Source organism: Burkholderia lata (assembly GCF_902499335.1).
Classification (GTDB): domain Bacteria; phylum Pseudomonadota; class Gammaproteobacteria; order Burkholderiales; family Burkholderiaceae; genus Burkholderia; species Burkholderia lata_B.
Genome location: NZ_CABVQK010000014.1, coordinates 205,780 through 228,342 on the forward strand (window position 1 = coordinate 205,780; position 22,563 = coordinate 228,342).

Below are 22,563 nucleotides of genomic sequence, written 5' to 3' on the forward strand. Positions count from 1 at the left end.
TTCGCAAGCACTTTCTGCGAGCGTCCACCTATCATTCGAAGGACCGACTCACCGAATCGTCATGCCATGGACATCCTCTGGGACATCTCGCCGCCTGTCAGCCCCGCCACCCCCGTGTGGCCGGGCGATACGCCGGTTTCCGTCGAACGCGTGTGGCGGATGGAGGCCGGCTCGCCGGTCAACGTCGCGCGCCTGACGCTGTCGCCGCACACGGGCGCGCACTGCGACGCGCCGCTGCACTACGACGCCGACGGCGCGCCGATCGGCGCCGTGCCGCTCGAGACCTACCTCGGCCCGTGCCGCGTGATTCATTGCATCGGCGCGTCGCCGGTCGTGCAGCCGGCCGATGTCGCGGCCGCGCTCGACGGCGTCCCGCCGCGCGTGCTGCTGCGCACCTATGCGCACGCCAGCGTCGAGCAGTGGGACAGCAACTTCTGCGCGGTCGCGCCCGAGACCGTCGACCTGCTCGCCGCACGCGGCGTGAAGCTGATCGGCATCGACACGCCATCGCTCGACCCGCAGGAATCGAAGACGATGGACGCGCATCACCGCGTGCGCGCGCACCGGATGGCGATCCTCGAAGGCATCGTGCTCGACGACGTGCCGCCCGGCGACTACGAACTGATCGCACTGCCGCTGAAGTTCGCAACGCTCGACGCGAGCCCCGTGCGCGCGGTGCTGCGCGCGCTGCCCGCGCGTGCTTCCTGATTACCCCGACTAACGATCCCGCATCATGATCAAGACCCGTGAAGACGCGCTCGCGCTCGACCGCGACGATCCGCTCGCCCCGCTGCGCGACCAGTTCTCCCTGCCCGACGGCGTGATCTACCTCGACGGCAACTCGCTCGGCGCGCAGCCAAGCGCATCGGCCGCCCGCGCGCAGCAGGTGATCGGCGCCGAATGGGGCGAAGGCCTGATCCGCAGCTGGAACACGGCCGGCTGGTTCGCGCTGCCGCGCCGCCTCGGCGACAAGCTCGCGACGCTGATCGGCGGCGCACCGGGCGAGACGGTCGTGACCGATACGATCTCGATCAACCTGTTCAAACTGCTGTCGGCGATGGTGCGCCACCAGGCCGAGCGCGCGCCCGAGCGCCGCGTGATCGTGTCGGAACGCTCGAACTTCCCGACCGACCTGTATATCGCACAGGGGCTGATCGAGCAGCTCGGCGGCGACTACGAGCTGCGCCTGATCGACGACCCGGCCGACCTGCCCGGCGCGCTCGGCGCGGACACGGCCGTCGCGATGATCACGCACGTGAACTACCGCACCGGCTACATGCACGACATGCCGGCCGTCACGCAGCTCGTGCACGACGCGGGCGGGCTGATGCTGTGGGATCTCGCGCACTCGGCCGGCGCGGTGCCGGTCGACCTGAACGGCGCACGCGCGGACGGCGCGGTCGGCTGCACGTACAAGTACCTGAACGGCGGCCCCGGTTCGCCCGCATTCGTGTGGGTGCCGCAGCGCCATCACGCGCACTTCTCGCAGCCGCTGTCCGGCTGGTGGGGCCACCGCGCACCGTTCGCGATGCAGCCGGGCTTCGCGCCCGATCCGGGCATCGCGCGCTTCCTGTGCGGCACGCAGCCGATCGTGTCGATGTCGATGGTCGAATGCGGGCTTGACGTGTTCCTGCAGACCGACATGCATGCGATCCGCCGCAAGTCGCTCGCGCTGACCGATGCGTTCATCGCGCTCGTCGAAGCGCGCTGCGCGGGCCTGTCGCTGAAGCTCGTCACGCCGCGCGCGCATCACCAGCGCGGCTCGCAGGCGAGCTTCGAGCATCCGCACGGCTACGAGGTGATGCAGGCGCTGATCGCGCGCGGCGTGATCGGCGACTACCGCGAGCCGTACGTGCTGCGCTTCGGCTTCACGCCGCTCTATACGCGCTTCGCCGACGTGTGGGATGCCGTCGAGACGCTGCGCGACATCCTCGCCACCGACGCGTGGAAGGCACCCGAGTTCGCCGAGCGCGGCGCGGTGACCTGACCGGTTTCGCCCGGCGCGCGAGCCGCGCGCCGGGCCCCGTCATTCAAATCTGGAGAGAGTCGTGAATTCTGGTCATATGCAGCCACCCGGCAACGACGCGCCGGCGGGCTGCCCGTTCTCGGGCGCACGCGCCGCGCATTCGGCACAACCGGCCCAGGCCGCGCACGAAGCGTCGCACGTGCCCGGCGATGCCGGCTGGCACAACGCGCAGCTCGATTTCTCGAAGTCGATGAGCTACGGCGACTACCTGTCGCTGAATTCGATCCTCGACGCGCAACATCCGCTGTCGCCCGATCACAACGAGATGCTGTTCATCATCCAGCATCAGACGAGCGAGCTGTGGATGAAGCTCGCGCTGTTCGAGCTGCGCGGCGCCCTCGATGCGGTACGCACCGACGCGCTGCCGCCGGCGTTCAAGATGCTCGCGCGCGTGTCGCGGATTCTCGAACAACTGGTGCAGGCGTGGAACGTGCTGTCGACCATGACGCCGTCCGAGTATTCGGCGATGCGCCCGTATCTCGGGCAGTCGTCGGGCTTCCAGTCGTACCAGTACCGGCAGCTCGAATTCCTGCTCGGCAACAAGAACGTGCAGATGCTGCAGCCGCATGCGCACCGGCCCGACATCCTCGAACAGGTGCGTGCGACGCTCGAGGCGCCGTCGTTCTACGACGAAGTCGTGCGCCTGCTCGCGCGACGCGGCTTCCCGATCGCGGCGGAGCGTCTCGAGCACGACTGGACGCAGCCGACCCGGCACGACGAGACGGTCGAAGCCGCGTGGCTCGAGGTGTACCGTCACCCGCAGCAGCACTGGGAGCTCTACGAGATGGCCGAGGAACTCGTCGATCTCGAGGACGCGTTCCGCCAGTGGCGCTTCCGTCACGTGACGACCGTCGAGCGCATCATCGGCTTCAAGCAGGGCACGGGCGGCACCAGCGGTGCGCCGTACCTGCGCAAGATGCTCGACGTCGTGCTGTTCCCCGAGCTCTGGCACGTGCGCACCACGCTGTAACGCACGACTCGCCCCTGGCCCGCCCGCCGTCAAGACGACGTGCGGGCCAGCGCCTCCCCTTCGCTCGGCTGCACGGCCGCGCGTGACAGTCGCGGAATATGCCGTCGCACGACGAGCAGCGCGACGCAGACAACCCCCATCGCGATCGCCAGCATCGTCAGATAGGCCGTGGCGCCCCCCGTGGTGATCACGATCGCGCCCGCGAACGCGCTGAGGATCGCGCCGAGCCGGCCGAACGCGAGTGCGCTTGCAGTGCCCGTCGCGCGCACGGCTGTCGGGTAGATGTACGCACAAAGCGCATACATCGTCGACTGCACCGCGTTGACGAACAGCCCGTGCAGGCCGAGCCCGACGATCAGCCAGCCCGTGTGGCGGCTGGCATCGACACCCATCAGCCACACCGCGCTCGCCGCGCCGCCGATACTGCACAGCACGAGCGGCCAGCGCGACCCGGCATGCGCGATCGTCCACGCACACAACAGCGCGCCGATCACGCCGCCGAGGTTGTACGCGGTGAGCCCGGAACCCGCGACCGACACGCTCAGCCCGCTCGCCGCCAGCATCGTCGGCAGCCAGCTGAACGCCGCATACACGGCAAGCAGGCACATGAAGAATGCGCACCACAGCGCGATCGTGTCGCGCACCTGACCGCTTTCGAACAGTGCACCGAAGCCGCCGCGTCCGCCTGCCGCACGTGCGTCCCTCGTGTCGGTGAACACGGTGCCCGGTGCGACGGGCCGCTCCATCCGCGCGAGCAGCGCGCCGAGCTCCGGCCAGCGTGCGGGGCGCCGCGCGAGATAGCGCGGCGATTCGGGCAGCGCACGCACGAGCACGAAGCCGAGCACGAGCGGCAACGCGCCGCCCGCGAAGAATAGCCCGCGCCAGCCGTAGCGCGGCAGCACCTCGTGCGCGAACAGGCCGGCCAGCATCCCGCCGAGCGGCACGCAGACGATCGTCGCGGTCACCATCATCGTGCGGCGCCGCGCGGGCGTGTACTCGGCCGTCATCGTCGTGGCGGTCGGCAATGCGCCGCCGATCCCGAGCCCCGCGACGAAGCGCAGCACCGCGATCGCCGTGACGTCCGGTGCGAAGCCGATCGCGCAGGTCGCGATGCCGAACAGGAACACGCTGCCGATCACGGCCTGGCGGCGGCCGAAGCGGTCCGCGACGATTCCCGCGCATGCACTGCCGATGCCCATCCCGATCAGCCCGGCGGCGACCGCCGGCGCGAACGCGCCACGCGTGATGCCCCATTCGCGGATCAGCACGGGAATCGCGAAACCGATCAGCTGGCCGTCGAAGCCGTCGAGCACAATCGCGAGCGCGGCAAGCAGCACCACGCAGCGCTGCATCGTCGTGAACGGCCCGTCGTCGAGCGTCGCGCCGATGTCGACGGACGGTGGCTGCAATCCGTCGCGCGTGCTCATGCGGCCTCCCGTGCGTCGCATTCAAGCGGCAACGTGCGCGACCGGCGCGCGGCAAGACAACGGCATTCGATGGCTTTCATGGCGTCTCCAGTGGCCCGGGCTGGCGCGCTCAGGCGTGCCCGGATCTCGTGCTGCGCAGTCGGCCGGTGTCGACGCATCGGCGCCGGCTCCGGTGTCTCGTCCAACCTGTTCCGATCCGGCGCTCGCACTGCATGCGGCGCGCGCGTATCGTCGTGCGGCGCAAGCCGGCCGCCGGCCTGATACTCAGTCGATCCGCGCGTCGATCAGCCGGACCAGCGCGAGCAACGTTTCCGCATGCGGCACCGGCACGCCCGCTTCGCGCGCGGCCGCGACGACCTTGCCGCTGATCGCGTCGATTTCCGTGCGGCGGCCCGCCAGCACGTCCTGCAGCATCGACGGGCGATGGCCGCGATGCTCGTGGATCGCATGCTCGACGTTGCGCGCGATGCGTTCGCCGTCGACCGCGATGCCCTTCGCGCGGGCAACGGCGGCCACCTCGGCCGCGATCGCGAGCGCGAGTTTGGGCCCGTCGTGATAGTTGCCGAGCTGGTCGACCGTGCAGCCCGTCGCCGCGCACAGCGTGTTGAGCGCCGCGTTGAACGCGACCTTCTCCCAGATTGCGGCCCACACGTCGGCATCGAGCGTGCATGCGAGCCCCGCGCGCGACAGTGCATCGGCCACGGCTGTCGCGAACGGGCGTGCCGCGCCGTCGGCCGTCATCATGCGGATCGTGCCCGCGCCGTGCGAGCGAACGTGTGCGGGCCCCGCGGCGTCGGCCGGCCACGTCGTCACGCCAACCAGGATGCGTTCGAGCGGCACGAACGCATTCAGCGTCTCGACGTTGCCGAGCCCGTTCTGCAGCGTGAGCACATGCGTGTGCGGCGTCAGCAGCGCGCGCACGCCGTCGAGCGCGGTGCGCGTATGCAGCGACTTCGTGAAAACGATCAGCAAATCGAACGGTGTGCTTGCCGATGCAGCCGCATCCGCTTGCGCGGCTTCCGGCCGCACGGCCTGCAACGTACGGATGCGGCGCTCGCCGCGATCGTCGTCGATGCGAAGCCCGTCGCGGCTAATCGCATCGAGATGCGCGTCGTTCACGTCGATCAGCGTGACGGCCTCGCCGCTTTCGGCCAGCAGCCCGCCGAACAGCGAGCCCATCGCACCCGCACCCAGAATCGCAATCCTCATCGTCGGCAGCCTCGTCAGAACGGATAGTGGCGCGGTGCGGTCTGCACCGTGATCCAGCGCAGGTCCGTGAACGCCGCGATGCCGGCCTTGCCGCCGAAGTGGCCGAAGCCGCTGTCCTTCACGCCGCCGAACGGCATCTGCGCCTCGTCGTGCACGGTCGGACCGTTCACGTGGCAGATGCCCGACTCGATGCGTGCCGCGACGCGCATCGCACGCGCGACATCGCGGCTGAACACGGCCGACGACAGCCCGAACGCATTGTCGTTCGCGCAGCGGATCGCGGCATCCTCGTCGTCGACGCGCACGATGCCCTTCACCGGGCCGAACGATTCTTCCGCATAGATGCGCATCGCGGGCGTCACATGGTCGAGCAGCGTGGCCGGGAACAGCGTGCTGTCGGCCTTGCCGCCGCACACGAGCGTCGCACCGTGCGCGAGCGCATCGTCGATCAGCGCGTTGCAGCGCTCGACGGCCTTCATGTCGATCAGCGAACCGAGCACGACGGGCCCGTGGCGTGGATCACCGAGCGGCAGCGACGCGGCCTTGTCGGCGAGCTTCGCGACGAACGCATCGGCGATCGATGCGTCGACGACGATGCGTTCGGTCGACATGCAGATCTGCCCGGAATTCGCGAACGCGCCGAACGCGGCCGCCGCAACCGCCGCGTCGAGATCGGCATCGTCGAGCACGACGAACGGCGCCTTGCCGCCGAGTTCCAGCACCGACGGTTTCAGGTGACGCGCGCAGGCTTCGGCGACGATCCTGCCAACGCGCGTCGAGCCCGTGAAATTCACGCGGCGCACGGCCGGATGCGCGATCAACGCATCGACGATGGCGCCCGCATCCTCGGGCGCGTTCGTCACGAAATTGACGACGCCCGGCGGCAGGCCGGCCTCCTGCAACGCCTCGACGATCAGGCCGTGCGTGACGGGACACAGCTCCGAGCCCTTCAGCACGACCGTGTTGCCGCACGCGAGCGGCAGCGCAAGTGCGCGCGTCGCGAGGATCACCGGCGCGTTCCACGGCGCGATGCCGAGCACGACGCCGGCCGGCTGCCGCACGCCCATCGCGAGCGAGCCCGGCACGTCGGACGGAATCAGTTCGCCGCCCACCTGCGTAGTCAACGACGCGGCCTCGACGAGCCCGCTCGCGGCAAGGTGCACGTTGAAGCCGGCCCACAGCGCGGACGCCCCCGTCTCTGCCGCCATCGCGGCGACGAACTGCTCGTGCTTCGCTTCAAGCGCGGCGGCTGCCTTCAGCAGCAGCGCGCGGCGTGCGCCGGGGCCGAGCGCGGCCCAGCCGGGAAACGCGCTGGCGGCCGCGTCGGCTGCTGCACGCGCATCGTCGACGGTACATGCTGGCGCTTCGGACGCGACTTCGCCGTCAAGCGGGTTGCGGCGCACGAAGGTCGCGCCGCTGGATGAATGACGGCGTTCGCCGCCGATCAGCATCGATACGGTTTGCATGAATTCTCCGGAAAGACGCGCACCGCGCGTCAGGCAATCTCGACTTCGACGACGACCGGCGTCGCCGCACGCAGCGCGTCGGTCAGCGTGTCGCGCAGGTGCGCGGCAGCGGTCACGCGCACGCCGCGGCAGCCCATCCCTTGCGCGAGCGCGACGAAATCCAGGTTCGGCAGATCGGTGCCCTGCACGGGGTCGTCAGGGCCGAAGCCGAACACGGGCGCGAAATCCTGCAGCGCCGCGTACCGGCGATTGTTCAGGATCACGAACGTGATCGGCAACTTCAGCTGCGCGGCACTCCACAAGGCCTGAATCGAATACAGGCTCGACCCGTCGCCGATCAGCCCGATCACGCGCCGGCCCGGCTGGGCGAGCGCGACCCCGACGGCGGCCGGCATCCCGTAGCCGAGCCCGCCGCTGTCCATCGTGTAGAACGTGCCGCTGCGCGTGAACGGCAGGTGTTCCTGCATCACGGGCCGTGCGCTCGGCGCTTCCTCGACGACGATGTCGTGCGCGTCGCGCATGTCGGCGAGCGTCTGCAGCGCGAACGCGACCGACATACGCTCGCCTGCGGCCGGCGGTTCGACACGCGCACGCGGCGGCCGCGGCGCGGGCATCGGCCGCTCGGGCGGCGCCGGGCGCGCGAGCAGGTCGCGCGCGGCGAGCCGCAGGTTGCCGACGACCGCATCGCCCGACGGCGTCCACGCGGCGATGCCCGGATCGTCGACGAGCTGCACGAGCGTCGCACCCGGCGGCACGTGCGGACCGAAGCCCTCGATGTGATAGGTGAACGCGGGCGCGCCGAACGCGAACACGAGGTCGTGCCCGTCGAGCCGCGCAACGATCTTCTCGCGGATCGCGGGCAGGAAGCCGGCGAACAGCGGATGGTCCTCGGGGAAGCTGCAGCGCCCCGACATCGGCGCGACGTACACGCGCGCTCGATGCCGCTCGGCGAGCCGCACGATCTCGTCCCACGCACCGGCGCGATCGACGGCCGCACCGACCACGAACGCGGGGTGCCGCGCGGCGTCGAGCGTGTCGCCGAGCCGTGCGAGCGCGTCCGGATCGGGCCGCACGACGCTGCTGACGTCGCGGCGCGGCAGCAGGTCGGCCGGCTGGTCCCAGTCGTCGACCGGGATCGACACGAACACGGGGCCGCGCGGTTCCTGCATCGCGATGCGGTACGCACGCGCGATCGCGGCCGGCACGTCCTGCGCGCGCGCGGGCTCGATGCTCCACTTCACGTACGGCTTCGGCAGCTCGGCGGCCTGCGTCGCGCCGAGGAACGGGTCGAACGGCAGGATCGCGCGCGCCTGCTGGCCCGCGGTGACGATCAGTGGCGTGCGGTTCTTGAATGCAGTGAAGAGGTTGCCCATCGCGTTGCCGACGCCCGCGGCCGAATGCAGGTTGACGACCGCCGCGTTGCCTGTCGCCTGCGCGTGGCCGTCGGCCATCCCGACCACGACGGCTTCATGCAAGCCGAGCACGTAGCGGAAATCGTCCGGGAAGTCGCGAAACATCGGCAGCTCGGTCGAGCCGGGATTGCCGAATACGCGGTCGATGCCGAACTGGCGAAGCAGGTCGATCACCGCATCGCGAACGGTGCTCGACGCGGCGGAAGGGGGCGGATGGCCGGACATGCTCGGGGGTCTCCTGGATGGCTTGGCGGTTTCCACAGTATCGAAGCGCAAGCCATTCTCTGATACTGTATTTTTTGCGAAAGGCCATTACATTCCGGCATGACTTTCGATCTCCGACAATTGCGCGCCTTCACGACGATCGTCGCGTGCGGCAGCCTCGGCCGCGCCGCCGACGCGCTGCATGTGACGCAGCCGGCGCTGAGCCGGATCCTGAAGCGGCTCGAGGACCAGGTCGGCGCGCCCTTGTTCGAGCGCCACTCGAAGGGCGTCCAGCTCACCGCGTTCGGCGAGGCGCTGCTGCCGCACGCGACGCTGCTGCAGCACGAGGCCGAGCACGCGCGCGAGGAGCTCGACGCGATGCGCGGGTTCGCGAAGGGCACGATCAAGGTCGGCACCGTGGGCAGCATCGCGAGCCTCGTGCTGCCGGTCGCGGTGGGTCGCGTGCTCGACCACTGGCCGAACCTGCGGGTCGAGATCATCGAAGGCGTGTGGGACCGGCTCGCGGAAGGGCTGAACAAGCACGAGATCGATCTCGCGCTGTCCGCGCACGGGCCCGATACCGACGAGATCGTTGCGATTCCCGAGTGCCGCTGGGAAGATCGCAGCCACATCGTTGCGGCGCCGCACCATCCGCTGCGCGCGCTCGGCCGCGCGCCGACGCTCGCCGATACGCTGCACGCACGCTGGGCGATTCCGCCGCGCGGCACCGCACCGTTCGACCATATGCGCGCGACCTTCGACGCGCACGGGCTCGCGCTGCCCGACATCGCGGTCGAGACGCGCTCGGTCACGACATTGAAAAGCCTCGTCGCGCATGCCGGCTTCCTGAGCTGGATGGCCGAGCCGATGTACGGCGCCGAGCAGCGCGCCGGCACGATCGACACGCTGCCCGTGCGCGAAGTCGTCGCGGTGCGCACGCTCACCGCGTTCCGGCGCCGCCACGGGATCCTGCCGGGGCCGGCCGGCAAGCTGCTCGAGGAACTCGTTGCGTTGACGCGCGAAGGACGCTGACGGCGTTTCCAGCACCACCGCTGGTTCGCGTCCCTCCCCGCCCTGCCCACGCGCCGCCGCAGCGCACCATCGAAATGCCGTTTCCCCGCCTTGACTTTCGCTCGCCCGAATACGATCATTCGCTCACACAAAGAGCAAATGATCGTATTCGACGATCACGTCGGTCGCATTCGACAGGAAAAAGTCAGGCACGAACAGGAGACACCGGATGAGCGCATCGCCCTCCGCCCGCACGCCCGTGCTGCTGCACATCGGCGCGGGCTCGTTTCACCGCGCGCACCAGGCGTGGTATCTGCATCGCGTGAACGCGGCCGTTCCGGCCGACGAGCGCTGGTCGCTGACCGTCGGCAACATCCGCGACGACATGCGCGCGACGATGGACGCACTCGCCGCGCAGCACGGCGCCTACACGCTCGAAACCGTCACGCCGCAAGGCGAGCGCGCGTACGAGACGATCCGCGCGATCACCCGCGTGCTGCCGTGGTCGATCGACCTCGCCGCGCTGATCGACGCCGGCGCCGATCCCGCGTGCCGGATCGTGTCGTTCACCGTCACCGAAGGCGGCTACTACCTCGACGAACACAACCGGCTCGACCTCGCGAACGCCGATCTCGCAGCCGACCTGCAGGGCGCTCGCACGACGCTGTACGGCGCGCTCGCGGCGCTGCTCGCCGAACGCGCGAAGCGCGGCGCGGGCCCGCTCACGCTGCAGAGCTGCGACAACCTGCGCAACAACGGCGCACGCTTTCGCGCGGGGATGCGCGAATTCCTCGAACGGCGCGGGCAGGCCGACCTGCTCGCGTGGTTCGATGCGAACGTCGCCACGCCGAGCGCGATGGTCGACCGCATCACGCCGCGCCCGACTGCCGACGTGCGCGAGCGCGTGCTGGCAGCCACCGGCATCGACGACGCGTGCCCGGTGATGGGTGAATCGTTCATCCAGTGGGTGATCGAGGACCGCTTCGCGGCCGGCCGGCCGCGCTGGGAGCTGGCCGGCGCCGAACTCGTCGACGACGTGCACCCGTACGAGGAAGCGAAGATCCGCATCCTCAACGCGACGCACAGCTGCATCGCGTGGGCCGGCACGCTCGCGGGCCACACGTACATCCACGAAGGCACGCACGACGCGGCGATCCGCCGCTTCGCGCACGACTACGTGACGCAGGACGTGATCCCGTGCCTCACGCCGAGTCCGCTCGATCTCGCGCGCTACCGCGACGTCGTGCTCGAACGCTTCGGCAACCCGTACGTGCTCGACACGAACCAGCGCGTCGCGGCCGACGGCTTCTCGAAGATCCCCGGCTTCATCGCGCCGACGCTCGTCGAATCGTTCGCTCGCGGCGCGGCGCCGGTCGCCACCGCCGTGCTGCCCGCGCTGTTCCTGCGCTTTCTCGAACGCTGGGCGCGCGGCACGTTGCCGTACGCGTACCAGGACGGCGTGATGGACGAAAGCGCCGCGCGCGCGATCGTCGAGGCCGACGACCCGGTCGTCGCGCTGGGCGCCAGCCGAACGCTGTGGGGCTCGCTCGCCGGCAACGCGGCACTGGTCGAGGCGCTGCGCGCCGGGCTCGCACGGGTCGACGCATGGCTCGCGGCACGCTGACCCGCATCCGGGCGAACCTGCCTTGGCACGGGCGCGGCCGCGCGGCTAAAGTAGCGACTCCCCACTGACGGAACGGATCGCTCATGTATCTCGGCATCGACCTCGGCACCTCGGAAGTGAAGGTGCTGCTGCTCGCCCCGGACGGCACGGTCGTCGGCACCGCCGGCTCGCCGTTCACCGTGTCGCGGCCGCATCCGCGCTGGGCCGAACAGCATCCGGACGACTGGTGGCAAGGCACGCTCGCCGCACTCGCGGCCCTGCGCGAACGGCATCCCCAAGCGTTCGCGGCCGTGCGCGGCATCGGCCTGTCGGGCCAGATGCACGGCGCCGTGCTGCTCGGCCGCGACGACCGCGTGCTGCGCCCCGCGATCCTGTGGAACGACATGCGCAGCGCCGACGAATGCGCGCTGCTCACCGAACGCGCGCCCGATCTCCACGCCCTGGCCGGCAATCTCGCGATGCCGGGCTTCACCGCGCCGAAACTGCTGTGGGTCGCGAAACACGAACCCGACGTGTTCGCGGCCACCACCTGCGTGCTGATGCCGAAGGACTACCTGCGATTCCGGCTGACCGGCGCGAAGGTGTCCGATCCGTCCGACGCGGCCGGCACGCTGTGGCTCGACGTCGCGCGCCGCGACTGGTCCGACGCGCTGCTCGCCGCGTGCGGGATGACGCGTGGCCAGATGCCGCGCATCGTCGAAGGCAATGCGCCGTCCGGCACGCTGCGCGCGGACATCGCCCGCGAACTCGGGCTGTCGGAGGCCGTCGTGGTCGCCGGTGGCGGCGGCGACAACGCGACGAGCGCGCTCGGCATCGGCGCGACCCATGCAGGCGACGGCTTCGTGTCGCTCGGCACGTCGGGCGTGCTGAGTGTGGTCGGAGATCGCTTCATGCCGAACCCCGCATCGGCCGTGCATGCGTTCTGCCATGCGATTCCCGATCGCTGGCAATTGATGAGCGTCGTGCTGTCGGCCGCGAGCTGCCTGCGCTGGGTTTGCAAGCTGACCGGCACCGACGAGCCCGCGCTGCTCGCCGAAGTCGAGGCGCTCGACGCCGGCGCGCTCGCGACGGCCCCGCTGTTCCTGCCCTACCTGTCCGGCGAGCGCACGCCGCACAACGATCCGTACGCGCAGGGCGTGTTCTTCGGGATGACGCATGCGACCGAACGCGCGCATCTCGGTTACGCGGTACTCGAAGGCGTGACGCTCGGCCTCGCCGACGGCCTCGACGCGCTGCACGCGGCCGGCGTCGAAACCGACCAGCTGTCGCTGATCGGCGGCGGCGCGCGCAGCGCGTTCTGGGCGCAACTGATCGCCGATGCGCTGAACGTGCGCACGCGCCAGCACGGCGGCGGCGAAACAGGCGCGGCGCTCGGCGCGGCGCGGCTCGGCTGGCTGGCCGTCGGCGGCGATCCGCATGCGGTGCTGGCCAAGCCGCCGGTGCGCGCCGAATACACGCCGGATGCCGCCCGCCATGCGCTGCTGCGCGAACGCCTCGATGCGTTCCGCGCGCTGTACCGCCACGTGCGGCCGCTGTACGAACCGTCGCGCACGCGGCTCGCGTAAGCGCCGCACGTCACGCGTGGCGGCCATCGGCCGCATGCGCGACATGCGGTACAGTGGATGCCGTCATGCGGCCCGCCGGCCGGCCCGCGGGGCGGCCCCCAGATCCGAACCGAATCGCTATCGTGTCCAAGTCCTCAGAAAAACTCGATCTCGCCACGCGTGCCGCGTGGCTCTACTACGTCGCGGGCGACACGCAGAACGAAATCGCGGAAAAGCTGCAGGTGTCGCGCCCGGTCGCGCAGCGCCTCGTCGCGTTCGCGGTCGAGAAAAACCTGATCCGTGTGCGCGTCGATCACCAGCTCGCCGACTGCCTCGATCTCGGCGCGCAGCTGTCCAAGCGCTACGGCCTCGCAATGTGCGAAGTCGTGCCCGTCGATGCCGATGCGCCCGACGCGATCGACCGCAAGCTCGCGGTCGCCGGCGCGCAGGTGATGGAGCGCTACCTGAACGAAACGCGGCCGATGGTGATCGCGGTCAGCAGCGGCCGGACGCTGAAGGCCGCGGTCGCGCAGATCGCGCAGATCGACCGCCCGCAGCACCGGCTCGTATCGATGGTCGGCGCGATCGCGGCCGACGGTTCGTCGAACCGCTACGACGTCGCGCAGTACATCTCCGAGAAAACCGGCAGCAAGCACTTCCTGCTGCCCGCCCCGCTGTTCGCCGACAGCGATGCCGAGCGCGCGCAGTGGTGCAATCACCGGCTGTACCGGATCGTCGAGGCGCTGTCGGGCAAGGCCGACGTCGCGTTCGTCGGGATCGGCAACATCGGCCCGCACTGCCCGCTCTACGAAGACGGCTTCATCACCGAACAGGAGCGCGACGAGATGACCGCGCTCGGCGCGGTGGCCGAACTGCTCGGCGTGCCGATCGACGCGCAGGGCACGCAGATCGCCGTGTCGACGAGTGCGCGCGTAACCAGCGTCGCGCTCGCCACGCCGCCGAAGCGCCCGACGATCGCATTCGCCGGCGGCCCGAAGAAACGCGATGCGGTAATCGCCGCATTGCGCGGCGGCTGGCTGTCGGGGCTCGTCACCGACGAAACCTGCGCGCGCGCCGCGCTCGACGCGAAAGCGGCCTGACGCCGAAGCCGCGCACCGCGCGCGGCAGTCGAACTGCTCAAGCCGCGTGCGACGCCGGAAACGCGTGCCGGCGCGCACGCCACGCGCCGACCCACGCGGCCGCCAGCAGCACGACGAGCACCCACGGAATCGCACCGGCACCCGTTGCACCGAGCAGCATCCCGCCCGCGATGCCGCCGCCGGCGATCGCGAGGTTCCACACCGTCACGAGCATCGACTGCGCGACGTCGGCCGCGTCCCCCGCCGCATTCGCGGTGGCTGTCTGGAACAACGTCGGCGCACCGCCGAACGCAAGCCCCCACAACGCGACGCCCGCATAGACGATCACCATTCCGGAACCGGCGCCGAGCATCGCCGCCGCGATCGCGAACATCGCAATGCTGGCGAGTGTCAGGCGTCGCTGCGCGGCGCCGATCCACGCGCCCGTCAGCGCGATGCCGACCAGCGACGCGATACCGAACACGAGCAGCACCGCATCGACCTGCGCGCCCATCCGCACGCCTGCGAGAAACGGCGCGACGTACGTGTACAGCATGTTGTGCGCAAGCACGTACGCGAACATCACGGTCAGCACCGGCCGCACGCCGGGCAGCGTCATCACGCCGAGCACCGGCTCGCGCGCGCCGGCCTGCTGGCCCGGGTAGTCGGGCACGCGCCAGCGGATCCAGCCGATCAGCGCAAGCGCCGCGAGCGTGATGCCCGCGAACGCGACGCGCCACCCGAGCGCCGCGCCGAGCGCGGTGCCGGCCGGAATGCCGATCGACATCGCGACCGGCGCACCGAGCATCGCGACCGCGATCGCGCGGCCGCGCAGTGACGCATCGACCATCCGGCTCGCATAGCCGGCCAGCAGCGCCCACAGCAGCCCGGCCGCCATCCCCGCGACGAAGCGCGCGGCGAGCGTGAGCGCGTAGTACGGCGACACGGCTGTCAGCGCATTCGACACGACGAAGCCGGCCAGCGCCGCAAGCAGCAGGCTGCGCCGGCGCATCGCGCGCGTCGCGGCGACGAGCGGAATCGCCGCGACGATCGAGCCGAGCGCATACACGGTCACGAGCTGGCCGATCAGCGCCTCGGGCACCCGCAGGTCGACGCTCATCAGCGGCAGCAGGCCGGCCGGCAACGCCTCGGTGAGAATCGTGATGAAGGCGGCCGTCGCGAGCGCCAGCAGGTTCGCGACCGGCAGGCGTTCGGCCGCCTGCAGCGGCTGCTCCACCTGCTCCGGTCGAACGGCAACCTCGTCATCGATCGACGTGCAGTCGCTCATGCCGCGCTCCCGGTTTCGACGCCATAGACCGCATCGCGCACGGCAGTCACGATCCGCCCGTAGAGGCCCTCGTACAGCGTATTGGACAGCGCGACGACCGTCAGCCCGGCCTCACGGTCGACGAACCACGTATGCCCGTACGCGCCGCCGCCGCGCCAGGTGCCGACCGACTCCGGCGACTGCGCGGCCACCGGATCGCGCAGCACCGAAAAGCCGAGCCCGAAGCCGAAACCGGGCGCATCGCGCAGTTCGCGCGCACCCGGCTGGGCGCGCGCCATCTCGTCGGCCCATGCGTGTCCGAGCCAGCCGTCGCGGCCCGTGCGCAGCGCGTCGAGCAGCGTCACGCAGTCGCGCGCGGTGCCGACCATCCCCGCGCCGCCCGACGGCCATGCATCGGCATCGAATACGCGCGCCGGCTCGAAGCGGATGCCGATCGTGCCGTCGAACACCGGCACGAGATCGACGTCCGCCATCCGGCGCGGAGCGCCCGGCGTGCTCACGTAAGGCGTCGCGAAGCGCGCCGCGTCGTGCGCGACGAACGCGGTGTCGGTCATCCCGAGCGGTGTCGTGACGAGCGCGGCCACTGCGTCGGCGAGCGGCCGCCCGTCGACCGCCTCGATCAGCGCGCCGACCACGTCCATCGCGAGCGAATAGCCCCAGGACGTACCCGGCGCGAACTGCAGCGGCACGCCGGCGATGCGCCGCAGGTTCTCGGCGAGCGAGAGACCCGGGCGATCCATCCCGTCGGACACGCCGGCACGTGCATACGGGCCATCGCCGTCCGCTTCGAGGAAGCGGTAGCCGAGGCCGGCGGTATGCGACAGCAGATGACGCAACGTGATGACCGCGGGCGTCCCGTCGGGCAACGTCGGGCGGAACTCGGGCAACCAGCGCGTGACCGGTTCGTCGAGCGCGATGCTTCCTGCCGCGACCAGCCGCATCGCGGCGGCCGCCACGACCGGCTTCGTGACCGACGACAGACGGAACAGCGCGTCTTCCCGCATCGGCGTGCCGGCTTCGCGATCGGCAAGCCCGACGGCGCGCGCATAGCGCAGCTCGCCGTCCCGCGCGACCAGCACGACCGCGCCGACCATGCGCTCGTCGGCGAGCGCGCGATCGAGCGCATCGTCGAGCCGATGGCGCAGCGCGACGTCCGGTTCCACGCGCAAAGCGGAGACAGGCAGGGATGACATGACGTGACCTCATACAGTGAACGAGCGCTCATCGTAGGGAGCCGACGCAAGAAGAAAAACCGGGGTAGAGTTCCGGACAATCCGGACGCTGGCGTCCGCAATCGGAAACTCGCATGGAAAACCTCGGCGGCTTCGTCGTGTTCGTTCAGGTCGCGGAAACGCGCAGCTTCGTCGCGGCCGGCCGCGCGCTCGGGCTGTCGGCGTCGGCGATCGGCAAGCGCATCGCGCGGCTCGAAGCACGCCTGAACGTGCGGCTCTTTCACCGCAGCACGCGCAGCATCACGCTGACGGCCGAAGGCACGCGCTTTCTCGAACGGTGCCGGCGCGTGCTCGCCGAGCTCGACGCAGCCGAGCAGGAACTGACGCACAGTGCCGAAGCGCCGCGCGGGCGCTTGCGGGTGAGCCTGCCGACGATCGGCACGCTGCTGCTGCCGGTGCTCGCCGATTTCATGGCTGCGTATCCGGAGATCGAGCTCGACATCGATTTCAGCGACCGGCTCGTCGACGTCGTCGACGAAGGCTTCGACGCGGTGCTGCGCACCGGCCAGCCGTCGGATTCACGGCTGTCGTCGCGGCTGCTCGGCCACTTCCGCCAGCACCTCGTCGCGTCGCCCGACTATCTCGACCGGCACGGCACGCCGGGCACGCCGGCCGATCTCGTGCGGCACCGCTGCCTGCACTACCGTTTCCCGACCAGCGGCAAGCTCGAAACGTGGCCGCTGCGCGTGCCGCGCGCGGGCATGCTGCCCGAGGTACCGGTCGCGATGGTCAGCAACAGCGCGGAAGCGCGCTTATGCTTCGCGCTGCGCGGGCTCGGCATCGCGTGCCTGCCCATCTTCTTCGTGCGCGATGCGCTCGCGGACGGCACACTGCGCGCGGTGCTCGACGAACACGTCGCAAGCTGCACGCCGGTCTACGTACTGTGGCCGTCCGGCCGCCACCCGACGCCGAAGCTGCGCGCGTTCGTCGACTACATGGCCGCGCACCTGCCGCTGTAAGCGCGGCCCGCCGTCATGCGGCCTTCGCGTGCACGCTCAGCCGGCGGAACGCCTGCCCGTGCTCGTCGAACAGGTGACAGTGCTCGGCTTCCGCGTGCACGTGCAGCGCCTCGCCGGTGCGGTACGTGTCGAGCGGCGGAATCCGCGCGATCAGCCCGTCCGGCGCGACGGCCGACTCCGCATACAGGTACGCGGCATCGCCGAGCGACTCGACCGCCATCGTCTTCGCGGCCACGCCGGTAGCCGCGGCTTCGACTTTCAGGTGCTCGGGCCGCACGCCGACCGTCACCGCCGCGCCGCGCTGCAGCCCCGCCGCTTCGACCGCGACGCGCTGCGTCTCGCCGCTGTCGAAGCGCACGAGCACGCCGCCCGCATCGACCGACTCGACGGTGCCCTTCAGGAAATTCATCTTCGGCGAGCCGATGAAGCCCGCGACGAACTGGTTCGCCGGCGCGTGGTACAACTCGTTCGGCGTGCCGACCTGCTGCACCGCGCCGCCCGACAGCACGACGATCTTGTCGGCGAGCGTCATCGCCTCGACCTGGTCGTGCGTCACGTAGATCATCGTGGTCTTCAGCTCGTCGTGCAGCCGCGCGAACTCCAGCCGCATCTTCACGCGCAGCGCAGCGTCGAGGTTCGACAGCGGCTCGTCGAACAGGAACACCTTCGGCTTGCGCGTGATCGCGCGGCCGATCGCGACGCGCTGCCGCTGGCCGCCCGACAGCTGCTTCGGCTTGCGATCGAGCAGATGGTCGATGTGCAGGATCTTCGCGGCCTGCTTCACGGCCTGGTCGATCTCCGGCTTCTTCGCGCCCGCGAGCTTCAGGCCGAACGCCATGTTGTCGTACAGCGTCATGTGCGGGTACAACGCATACGACTGGAACACCATCGCGATGCCGCGCTTCGCGCTCGGCACGTCGTTGACCTTCGCGCCGTCGATCAGCAGGTCGCCGCTCGAGATGTCCTCGAGGCCGGCGATCATCCGCATCAGCGTGGATTTGCCGCAGCCGCTCGGGCCGACGAACACGACGAATTCGCCGTCGGCGATGTCGAGGTTCACGTTGCGCAGTACTTCGGTGTCGTCGTAGCGCTTCGCGATGTTGCGCAGGAGCACGCTTGCCATGATCTGTCTCCGTTCGTTCGTGATGCGCCGCGTCGAACGCGGCGCGCAGTCGTTCTTGCTAGTTCGGCAGCACCGCGCCGGTCACCTGCCAGCGCGCGACGTAGCCGGGCAGCTCGTGCATGTCGTCGAACACGTGACGCGCGCCGATCCCGCGCAGCGCGTCGATCTGCGCGGCCGACGCATGCCCGCCGCCGACGAAGCCGAGCACGGTCATGCCGGCCGCCGCCGCCGCGGTGATGCCGGTCACGCTGTCCTCGACCACGAGGCACTGGGCCGGCACGACGCCGAGCGTGCGCGCGGCCGCGAGATATACATCCGGCGCCGGCTTCGGCCGCGCGACGGCATCCGCACAGAACAGCCGGTCGCCGAAGAAGCGCGCGAGGCCCGTGCGTGCCAGTGCCGCCTCGACGTACGCGCGGTAGCTGTTGCTCGCGCAGGCCGTCGTCAGTTGAATCGCGTCCAGCGCCGCGTCGATACCGTCGACCATCGGCGCGTTGACGGCCGCCGCTTCCACCGCGGCGCGGATTTCGACGACGTCGTCGTTCGACAGCGTGCGGCCGAGCGCGTCGCTCGCGCCGGCCAGCACGCGCTCAATGCGCAGCCCGAGCAGCGGCATCACGGCCGGCCGCGCATCGACGCCCGGCCAGCGCGCATCGAGTTCGTGCACCAGCACGTCGGCGGCCACCGCCTCGCTGTCGATCAGCACGCCGTCGCAATCGCAGATCAATACGTTCATCGCGGTCATTTGACGGCTCCGAACGTGAGCCCGCGCACCAGCTGCTTCTGCGACAGCCAGCCGACGATCAGGATCGGCGCGACCGCCAGCAACGAAGCCGCGGACAGCTTCGCCCAGAACAGGCCCTCGGGGCTCGAGTACGACGCGATGAACACGGTCAGCGGCGCCGCGTTCGAGCTCGACAGGTTGATGCTCCAGAATGCCTCGTTCCACGACAGGATCACGAGCAGCAGCGCGGTGGACGCGAGCCCCGGCAACGCCATCGGCATCAGCAGGTAGACGATCTCCTGCCACGTCGACGCGCCGTCGATGCGCCCGGCTTCGAGGATGTCCTTCGGGATCTCGTTGAAGTACGTGAAGGTCATCCACACCGCGATCGGCAGGTTGATCAGCGTGTAGACGATCACGAGGCCCGATACGCTATCGAGCAGCCCCGCGTTCTTCCACAGCAGGTAGATCGGCACGAGCACGCCGACCGACGGCATCATCTTCGTCGACAGCATCCACAGCAGCACCTTCTGCGTGCGGTGGTTCGGGAAGAACGCCATCGCGTAAGCGGCCGGCACCGCGAACAGCAGCGAGATCACCGTGACGCCCGCCGAGATCAGCACGGAATTCCATGCGAACGCGAAGTAGTTGCTGCGCGCGAACACCTCGCGGAAGCTGTCGAGCGTCGGGATGAAGAACAGCGTCGATGCATATGCCTGCTGCTCGGTCTTGAACGCGGTGATCGCCATCCAGAAGATCGGGAAGAACAGCAGCAGCGCGATCAGCCACGCGAGCGTGCCGGGCAGCGCGCGCCTCACGAGGTCGAACACGGCCGGCACGCGCCGGCCTTCGAAGGTCAGGTCGCTCATTTCTCGTACTCTCCCTTCAGGTTGCGCGCGAGCATCCGCACGAGGAAGAACGACACGACGTTCGCGACCACGACGGCGATGATGCCGCCGGCGGACGCGAGGCCGACGTCGAACTGCTGCAGGCCGAGCGCATAGATCAGGTACGACAGGTTGGTCGTCGCGTCGCCGGGGCCACCGCCGGTCGTCGTGTAGATTTCCGCGAAGATCGACAGCAGGAAGATCGTCTCCATCATCACGACCACGGCGATCGCGCGCTTCAGGTGCGGCAGCGTGATGTAGAAGAACATCGCGATCGGGCCCGCACCGTCGATGCGCGCGGCTTCCTTCTGCTCCTGGTCGAGCGACTGGATCGCGGTGAACAGGATCAGGAACGCGAACGGCAGCCACTGCCACGCGACGATGATGATCACGGCGGTGAGCGGGTAATCGGCGAACCAGTCGATCGGCGTCATCCCGAGCGCGCGCATCGCGTTCGCGACGAGCCCGTACACCGGGTGCAGGATCATGTTCTTCCAGATCAGCGCGGACACCGTCGGCATCACGAAGAACGGCGCGATCGCGAGCAGGCGTGCCACGCCCTGCCCGTAGAACTTGCGATCGAACAGCACCGACATCAGCACGCCGCCGACCACGGTGATCGCGAGCACCGCGCCGATCAGCACGAGCGTGTGCCAGATCGCGGGCAGGAACGACGGGTCGGTCGCGAGGAAGCGGTAGTTGTCGAGCCCGGCGAAACCCTTCACGTCCGGGTTCAGCAGGTTGTAGCGCGAGAACGAATACCAGATCGTCATCGCGAGCGGAATCGACATCCACAGCAGCAGCACCGCGACGGACGGCGAGACAAGCCAGCTCGCGCCGCCGCGCGCGCGACGCGGCGCGCCGGGCGGTGACGACGCGTCGCCGACCGACGGCGCGTGAGCGTGGCTCAGGGGAAGACGCAGGTGACGCATGATCGGAGTCCCTCCGGTTGATGCGCGGGCACGAAAGCCTGCCCGCCTGTCAGCTTCGACGACGCGCACCGTGCGCCAGCGCGCACGGTGCGGGCCGCGTTACTTCTTGTAGCCGGCCTGCCGCACCGCGCGGTCGGCGGCGGCCTGCCCGGCGGCGAGCGCCTGGTCGACCGTCATCTGGCCGGCCACCGCACCCGCGATCGACTGGCCGACCACCGTGCCGAACGACTGGAACTCAGGAATCCCGACGTACTGCACGCCCGTGTACGGCACCTTCTTCAGCGACGGATCGTTCGGGTCGGCCGTCTCGATCGCCTTCAGCACGAAGTCCGAGAACGGCGCGGCGGCCTTGTACTCGGGGCGCTGGTAGGTCGACGTGCGCGTGCCGGGCGGCACCGACGCCCAGCCTTCGTCCTTGCCGACCATCTCGATGTACTGCTTCGACGTCGCCCACGCGATGAACTTGCGCGCGGCGTCCTGCTGCTTCGACGTCTTCGGCACGGCGAGCGCCCATGCCCACAGCCAGTGCGAACCCTTCGGCGTGGCGGCGACCGGCGCGGCCGCGAAGCCGATCTTGTCGGCGACCTGCGACTGCTGTTTGTTATAGAGCATGCCGGCCGCGACCGTCGCGTCGATCCACATCGCGCACTTGCCCGATGCGGTCAGGGTCAGGTTCTCGTTGAAGCCGTTCGAGCTCGCTCCCGGCGGGCCGTCCTTCTTCAGCAGGTTCACGTAGAACGTGATCGCCTTCTTCCACTCCGGCGACGTGAGCTGCGCATTCCAGTTCTCGTCGAACCAGCGCCCGCCGAACGTGTTCACGACCGTCGACACGTACGCCATGTTCTCGCCCCACCCGGCCTTGCCGCGCAGGCAGATCCCGTAGGTGCCCTTCGCCTTGTCAGTGAGCTTGTCCGCGAATTCGGCGATCTGGTCGTAGGTCGGCTGGTCGGGCATCTTCAGCCCCTTCGCCGCGAACAGGTCCTTGCGGTAGAACGTCATCGAGCTCTCGACGTAGAACGGCAACGCGTACAGCTGGCCGTTGTACGACAGGCTGTCGCGCGCGGTCTTCACGATGTCGTTCAGGTCGTAGTCGGCGGGCAGGCCCGTCATCGGCGCGAGCCAGCCGCGCTTGCCCCACTGCGGCGTCTCGTAGGTGCCGATCGCCATCACGTCGAACTGGCCGCTGCCGGTCGTGATGTCGGTCGTTGCGCGCTGGCGCAGCACGTTCTCCTCGAGGATCACCCAGTTCAGCTTGATGTCCGGGTTCGCCTTCTCGAAGGCCGGCGACAGCTTCTTCAGCTCGATCATGTCGGGATTGTTCAGCGTCGCGATCGTCAGCGTGCCGGCGGACGCCGCGCAGGCCGCCGTCGCGAGCGCGGCTCCGGCGAAGCAGCGTGCGGCAGCGTCGAGCATCTTTCGTTGCATGGCATGTCTCCTGTGTTTATT

The 22,563-nt window shown here is 69.7% G+C and carries 19 protein-coding genes; 8 read left to right on the forward strand and 11 right to left on the reverse strand.

What is annotated here, in order from left to right:
* Positions 1 to 66 precede the first annotated feature (66 nt).
* The 3 genes from kynB (at position 67) to kynA (ending at position 2,996) form a co-directional block, all read left to right on the forward strand.
* On the forward strand, positions 67 to 708 hold the full coding sequence (gene kynB, locus BCO18175_RS30870) for an arylformamidase (protein ID WP_174986491.1): 642 nt from the start codon (positions 67 to 69) through the stop codon (positions 706 to 708).
* 25 nt (positions 709 to 733) lie between these two features.
* On the forward strand, positions 734 to 1,987 hold the full coding sequence (gene kynU, locus BCO18175_RS30875) for a kynureninase (protein ID WP_438820297.1): 1,254 nt from the start codon (positions 734 to 736) through the stop codon (positions 1,985 to 1,987).
* Positions 1,988 to 2,063: 76 nt separating this feature from the next.
* Complete coding sequence (kynA, locus tag BCO18175_RS30880; protein WP_174986538.1) at positions 2,064 to 2,996, forward strand: tryptophan 2,3-dioxygenase; 933 nt, start codon at positions 2,064 to 2,066, stop codon at positions 2,994 to 2,996.
* Between the two features lie 29 nt (positions 2,997 to 3,025).
* Here the strand turns inward: kynA and BCO18175_RS30885 are convergent, their stop codons facing one another.
* The 4 genes from BCO18175_RS30885 to mdlC form a co-directional block, all read right to left on the reverse strand.
* Positions 3,026 to 4,423 (reverse strand): MFS transporter, encoded by a 1,398-nt coding sequence (locus tag BCO18175_RS30885; RefSeq protein WP_174986493.1) that lies wholly within the window; start codon positions 4,421 to 4,423, stop codon positions 3,026 to 3,028.
* A 264-nt stretch (positions 4,424 to 4,687) separates the two neighbouring features.
* Complete coding sequence (locus BCO18175_RS30890) at positions 4,688 to 5,632, reverse strand: ketopantoate reductase family protein (RefSeq protein WP_174986495.1); 945 nt, start codon at positions 5,630 to 5,632, stop codon at positions 4,688 to 4,690.
* Positions 5,633 to 5,646: 14 nt separating this feature from the next.
* Positions 5,647 to 7,098, reverse strand: coding sequence for an aldehyde dehydrogenase (locus BCO18175_RS30895; protein ID WP_174986497.1), 1,452 nt, complete (start codon positions 7,096 to 7,098; stop codon positions 5,647 to 5,649).
* A 29-nt stretch (positions 7,099 to 7,127) separates the two neighbouring features.
* Positions 7,128 to 8,735 (reverse strand): benzoylformate decarboxylase, encoded by a 1,608-nt coding sequence (mdlC, locus tag BCO18175_RS30900; protein ID WP_174986499.1) that lies wholly within the window; start codon positions 8,733 to 8,735, stop codon positions 7,128 to 7,130.
* A 99-nt stretch (positions 8,736 to 8,834) separates the two neighbouring features.
* Here mdlC and BCO18175_RS30905 point away from each other — a divergent pair, with 99 nt between their 5' ends.
* The 4 genes from BCO18175_RS30905 (at position 8,835) to BCO18175_RS30920 (ending at position 13,993) form a co-directional block, all read left to right on the forward strand.
* Positions 8,835 to 9,746, forward strand: a complete 912-nt coding sequence (locus tag BCO18175_RS30905; protein WP_174986501.1) for a LysR family transcriptional regulator — start codon at positions 8,835 to 8,837, stop codon at positions 9,744 to 9,746.
* Between the two features lie 208 nt (positions 9,747 to 9,954).
* On the forward strand, positions 9,955 to 11,349 hold the full coding sequence (gene dalD, locus BCO18175_RS30910; RefSeq protein WP_174986503.1) for a D-arabinitol 4-dehydrogenase: 1,395 nt from the start codon (positions 9,955 to 9,957) through the stop codon (positions 11,347 to 11,349).
* Positions 11,350 to 11,432: 83 nt separating this feature from the next.
* On the forward strand, positions 11,433 to 12,914 hold the full coding sequence (gene xylB, locus BCO18175_RS30915; protein ID WP_174986505.1) for a xylulokinase: 1,482 nt from the start codon (positions 11,433 to 11,435) through the stop codon (positions 12,912 to 12,914).
* Between the two features lie 65 nt (positions 12,915 to 12,979).
* Entirely contained in the window at positions 12,980 to 13,993 is a 1,014-nt protein-coding gene (locus tag BCO18175_RS30920; RefSeq protein WP_085041209.1) for a sugar-binding transcriptional regulator, read from the forward strand.
* A gap of 37 nt (positions 13,994 to 14,030) precedes the next feature.
* Here the strand turns inward: BCO18175_RS30920 and BCO18175_RS30925 are convergent, their stop codons facing one another.
* Both BCO18175_RS30925 and BCO18175_RS30930 read right to left on the reverse strand, forming a co-directional pair.
* On the reverse strand, positions 14,031 to 15,260 hold the full coding sequence (locus BCO18175_RS30925) for an MFS transporter (protein WP_174986507.1): 1,230 nt from the start codon (positions 15,258 to 15,260) through the stop codon (positions 14,031 to 14,033).
* The gene (locus BCO18175_RS30930) at positions 15,257 to 16,453 is read right to left on the reverse strand and encodes a serine hydrolase domain-containing protein (RefSeq protein ID WP_174986509.1); all 1,197 of its coding nucleotides are present in this window, start codon (positions 16,451 to 16,453) and stop codon (positions 15,257 to 15,259) included. Before BCO18175_RS30930 ends, BCO18175_RS30925 begins: the two co-directional genes overlap by 4 nt.
* Before the next feature lie 113 nt (positions 16,454 to 16,566).
* Between BCO18175_RS30930 and BCO18175_RS30935 the strand changes: the two genes are divergently transcribed.
* The gene (locus BCO18175_RS30935; protein ID WP_174967618.1) at positions 16,567 to 17,451 is read left to right on the forward strand and encodes a LysR family transcriptional regulator; all 885 of its coding nucleotides are present in this window, start codon (positions 16,567 to 16,569) and stop codon (positions 17,449 to 17,451) included.
* Between the two features lie 13 nt (positions 17,452 to 17,464).
* On the opposite strand, the gene BCO18175_RS30940 is transcribed toward BCO18175_RS30935, so the two are convergent.
* The 5 genes from BCO18175_RS30940 to BCO18175_RS30960 all read right to left on the reverse strand — a co-directional run bounded on the left by BCO18175_RS30940 (position 17,465) and on the right by BCO18175_RS30960 (position 22,542).
* Positions 17,465 to 18,574: an ABC transporter ATP-binding protein gene (locus BCO18175_RS30940; protein WP_174918490.1), complete on the reverse strand. Its 1,110-nt coding sequence runs from the start codon at positions 18,572 to 18,574 to the stop codon at positions 17,465 to 17,467.
* A gap of 58 nt (positions 18,575 to 18,632) precedes the next feature.
* Positions 18,633 to 19,319, reverse strand: a complete 687-nt coding sequence (locus BCO18175_RS30945; protein WP_174986511.1) for an HAD family hydrolase — start codon at positions 19,317 to 19,319, stop codon at positions 18,633 to 18,635.
* Positions 19,316 to 20,167, reverse strand: a complete 852-nt coding sequence (locus BCO18175_RS30950) for a carbohydrate ABC transporter permease (protein WP_122946150.1) — start codon at positions 20,165 to 20,167, stop codon at positions 19,316 to 19,318. The genes BCO18175_RS30945 and BCO18175_RS30950 overlap by 4 nt, the downstream gene beginning before the upstream one ends.
* On the reverse strand, positions 20,164 to 21,117 hold the full coding sequence (locus BCO18175_RS30955) for a carbohydrate ABC transporter permease (protein ID WP_174986513.1): 954 nt from the start codon (positions 21,115 to 21,117) through the stop codon (positions 20,164 to 20,166). Before BCO18175_RS30955 ends, BCO18175_RS30950 begins: the two co-directional genes overlap by 4 nt.
* 99 nt (positions 21,118 to 21,216) lie before the next feature.
* Positions 21,217 to 22,542, reverse strand: coding sequence for an ABC transporter substrate-binding protein (locus tag BCO18175_RS30960; RefSeq protein WP_174967614.1), 1,326 nt, complete (start codon positions 22,540 to 22,542; stop codon positions 21,217 to 21,219).
* Between the last annotated feature and the right edge of the window lie 21 nt (positions 22,543 to 22,563).

What these genes read in the sequence shown, in the direction of transcription:
- kynB (WP_174986491.1), top strand. Translation starts at nt 67, where the DNA reads ATGGACATCCTCTGGGACATCTCGCCGCCTGTCAGCCCCGCCACCCCC.
- kynU (WP_438820297.1), top strand. Translation starts at nt 734, where the DNA reads ATGATCAAGACCCGTGAAGACGCGCTCGCGCTCGACCGCGACGATCCG.
- kynA (WP_174986538.1), top strand. Translation starts at nt 2,064, where the DNA reads ATGCAGCCACCCGGCAACGACGCGCCGGCGGGCTGCCCGTTCTCGGGC.
- BCO18175_RS30885 (WP_174986493.1), bottom strand. Translation starts at nt 4,423, where the DNA reads ATGAGCACGCGCGACGGATTGCAGCCACCGTCCGTCGACATCGGCGCG.
- BCO18175_RS30890 (WP_174986495.1), bottom strand. Translation starts at nt 5,632, where the DNA reads ATGAGGATTGCGATTCTGGGTGCGGGTGCGATGGGCTCGCTGTTCGGC.
- BCO18175_RS30895 (WP_174986497.1), bottom strand. Translation starts at nt 7,098, where the DNA reads ATGCAAACCGTATCGATGCTGATCGGCGGCGAACGCCGTCATTCATCC.
- mdlC (WP_174986499.1), bottom strand. Translation starts at nt 8,735, where the DNA reads ATGTCCGGCCATCCGCCCCCTTCCGCCGCGTCGAGCACCGTTCGCGAT.
- BCO18175_RS30905 (WP_174986501.1), top strand. Translation starts at nt 8,835, where the DNA reads ATGACTTTCGATCTCCGACAATTGCGCGCCTTCACGACGATCGTCGCG.
- dalD (WP_174986503.1), top strand. Translation starts at nt 9,955, where the DNA reads ATGAGCGCATCGCCCTCCGCCCGCACGCCCGTGCTGCTGCACATCGGC.
- xylB (WP_174986505.1), top strand. Translation starts at nt 11,433, where the DNA reads ATGTATCTCGGCATCGACCTCGGCACCTCGGAAGTGAAGGTGCTGCTG.
- BCO18175_RS30920 (WP_085041209.1), top strand. Translation starts at nt 12,980, where the DNA reads ATGCGGCCCGCCGGCCGGCCCGCGGGGCGGCCCCCAGATCCGAACCGA.
- BCO18175_RS30925 (WP_174986507.1), bottom strand. Translation starts at nt 15,260, where the DNA reads ATGAGCGACTGCACGTCGATCGATGACGAGGTTGCCGTTCGACCGGAG.
- BCO18175_RS30930 (WP_174986509.1), bottom strand. Translation starts at nt 16,453, where the DNA reads ATGTCATCCCTGCCTGTCTCCGCTTTGCGCGTGGAACCGGACGTCGCG.
- BCO18175_RS30935 (WP_174967618.1), top strand. Translation starts at nt 16,567, where the DNA reads ATGGAAAACCTCGGCGGCTTCGTCGTGTTCGTTCAGGTCGCGGAAACG.
- BCO18175_RS30940 (WP_174918490.1), bottom strand. Translation starts at nt 18,574, where the DNA reads ATGGCAAGCGTGCTCCTGCGCAACATCGCGAAGCGCTACGACGACACC.
- BCO18175_RS30945 (WP_174986511.1), bottom strand. Translation starts at nt 19,319, where the DNA reads ATGACCGCGATGAACGTATTGATCTGCGATTGCGACGGCGTGCTGATC.
- BCO18175_RS30950 (WP_122946150.1), bottom strand. Translation starts at nt 20,167, where the DNA reads ATGAGCGACCTGACCTTCGAAGGCCGGCGCGTGCCGGCCGTGTTCGAC.
- BCO18175_RS30955 (WP_174986513.1), bottom strand. Translation starts at nt 21,117, where the DNA reads ATGCGTCACCTGCGTCTTCCCCTGAGCCACGCTCACGCGCCGTCGGTC.
- BCO18175_RS30960 (WP_174967614.1), bottom strand. Translation starts at nt 22,542, where the DNA reads ATGCAACGAAAGATGCTCGACGCTGCCGCACGCTGCTTCGCCGGAGCC.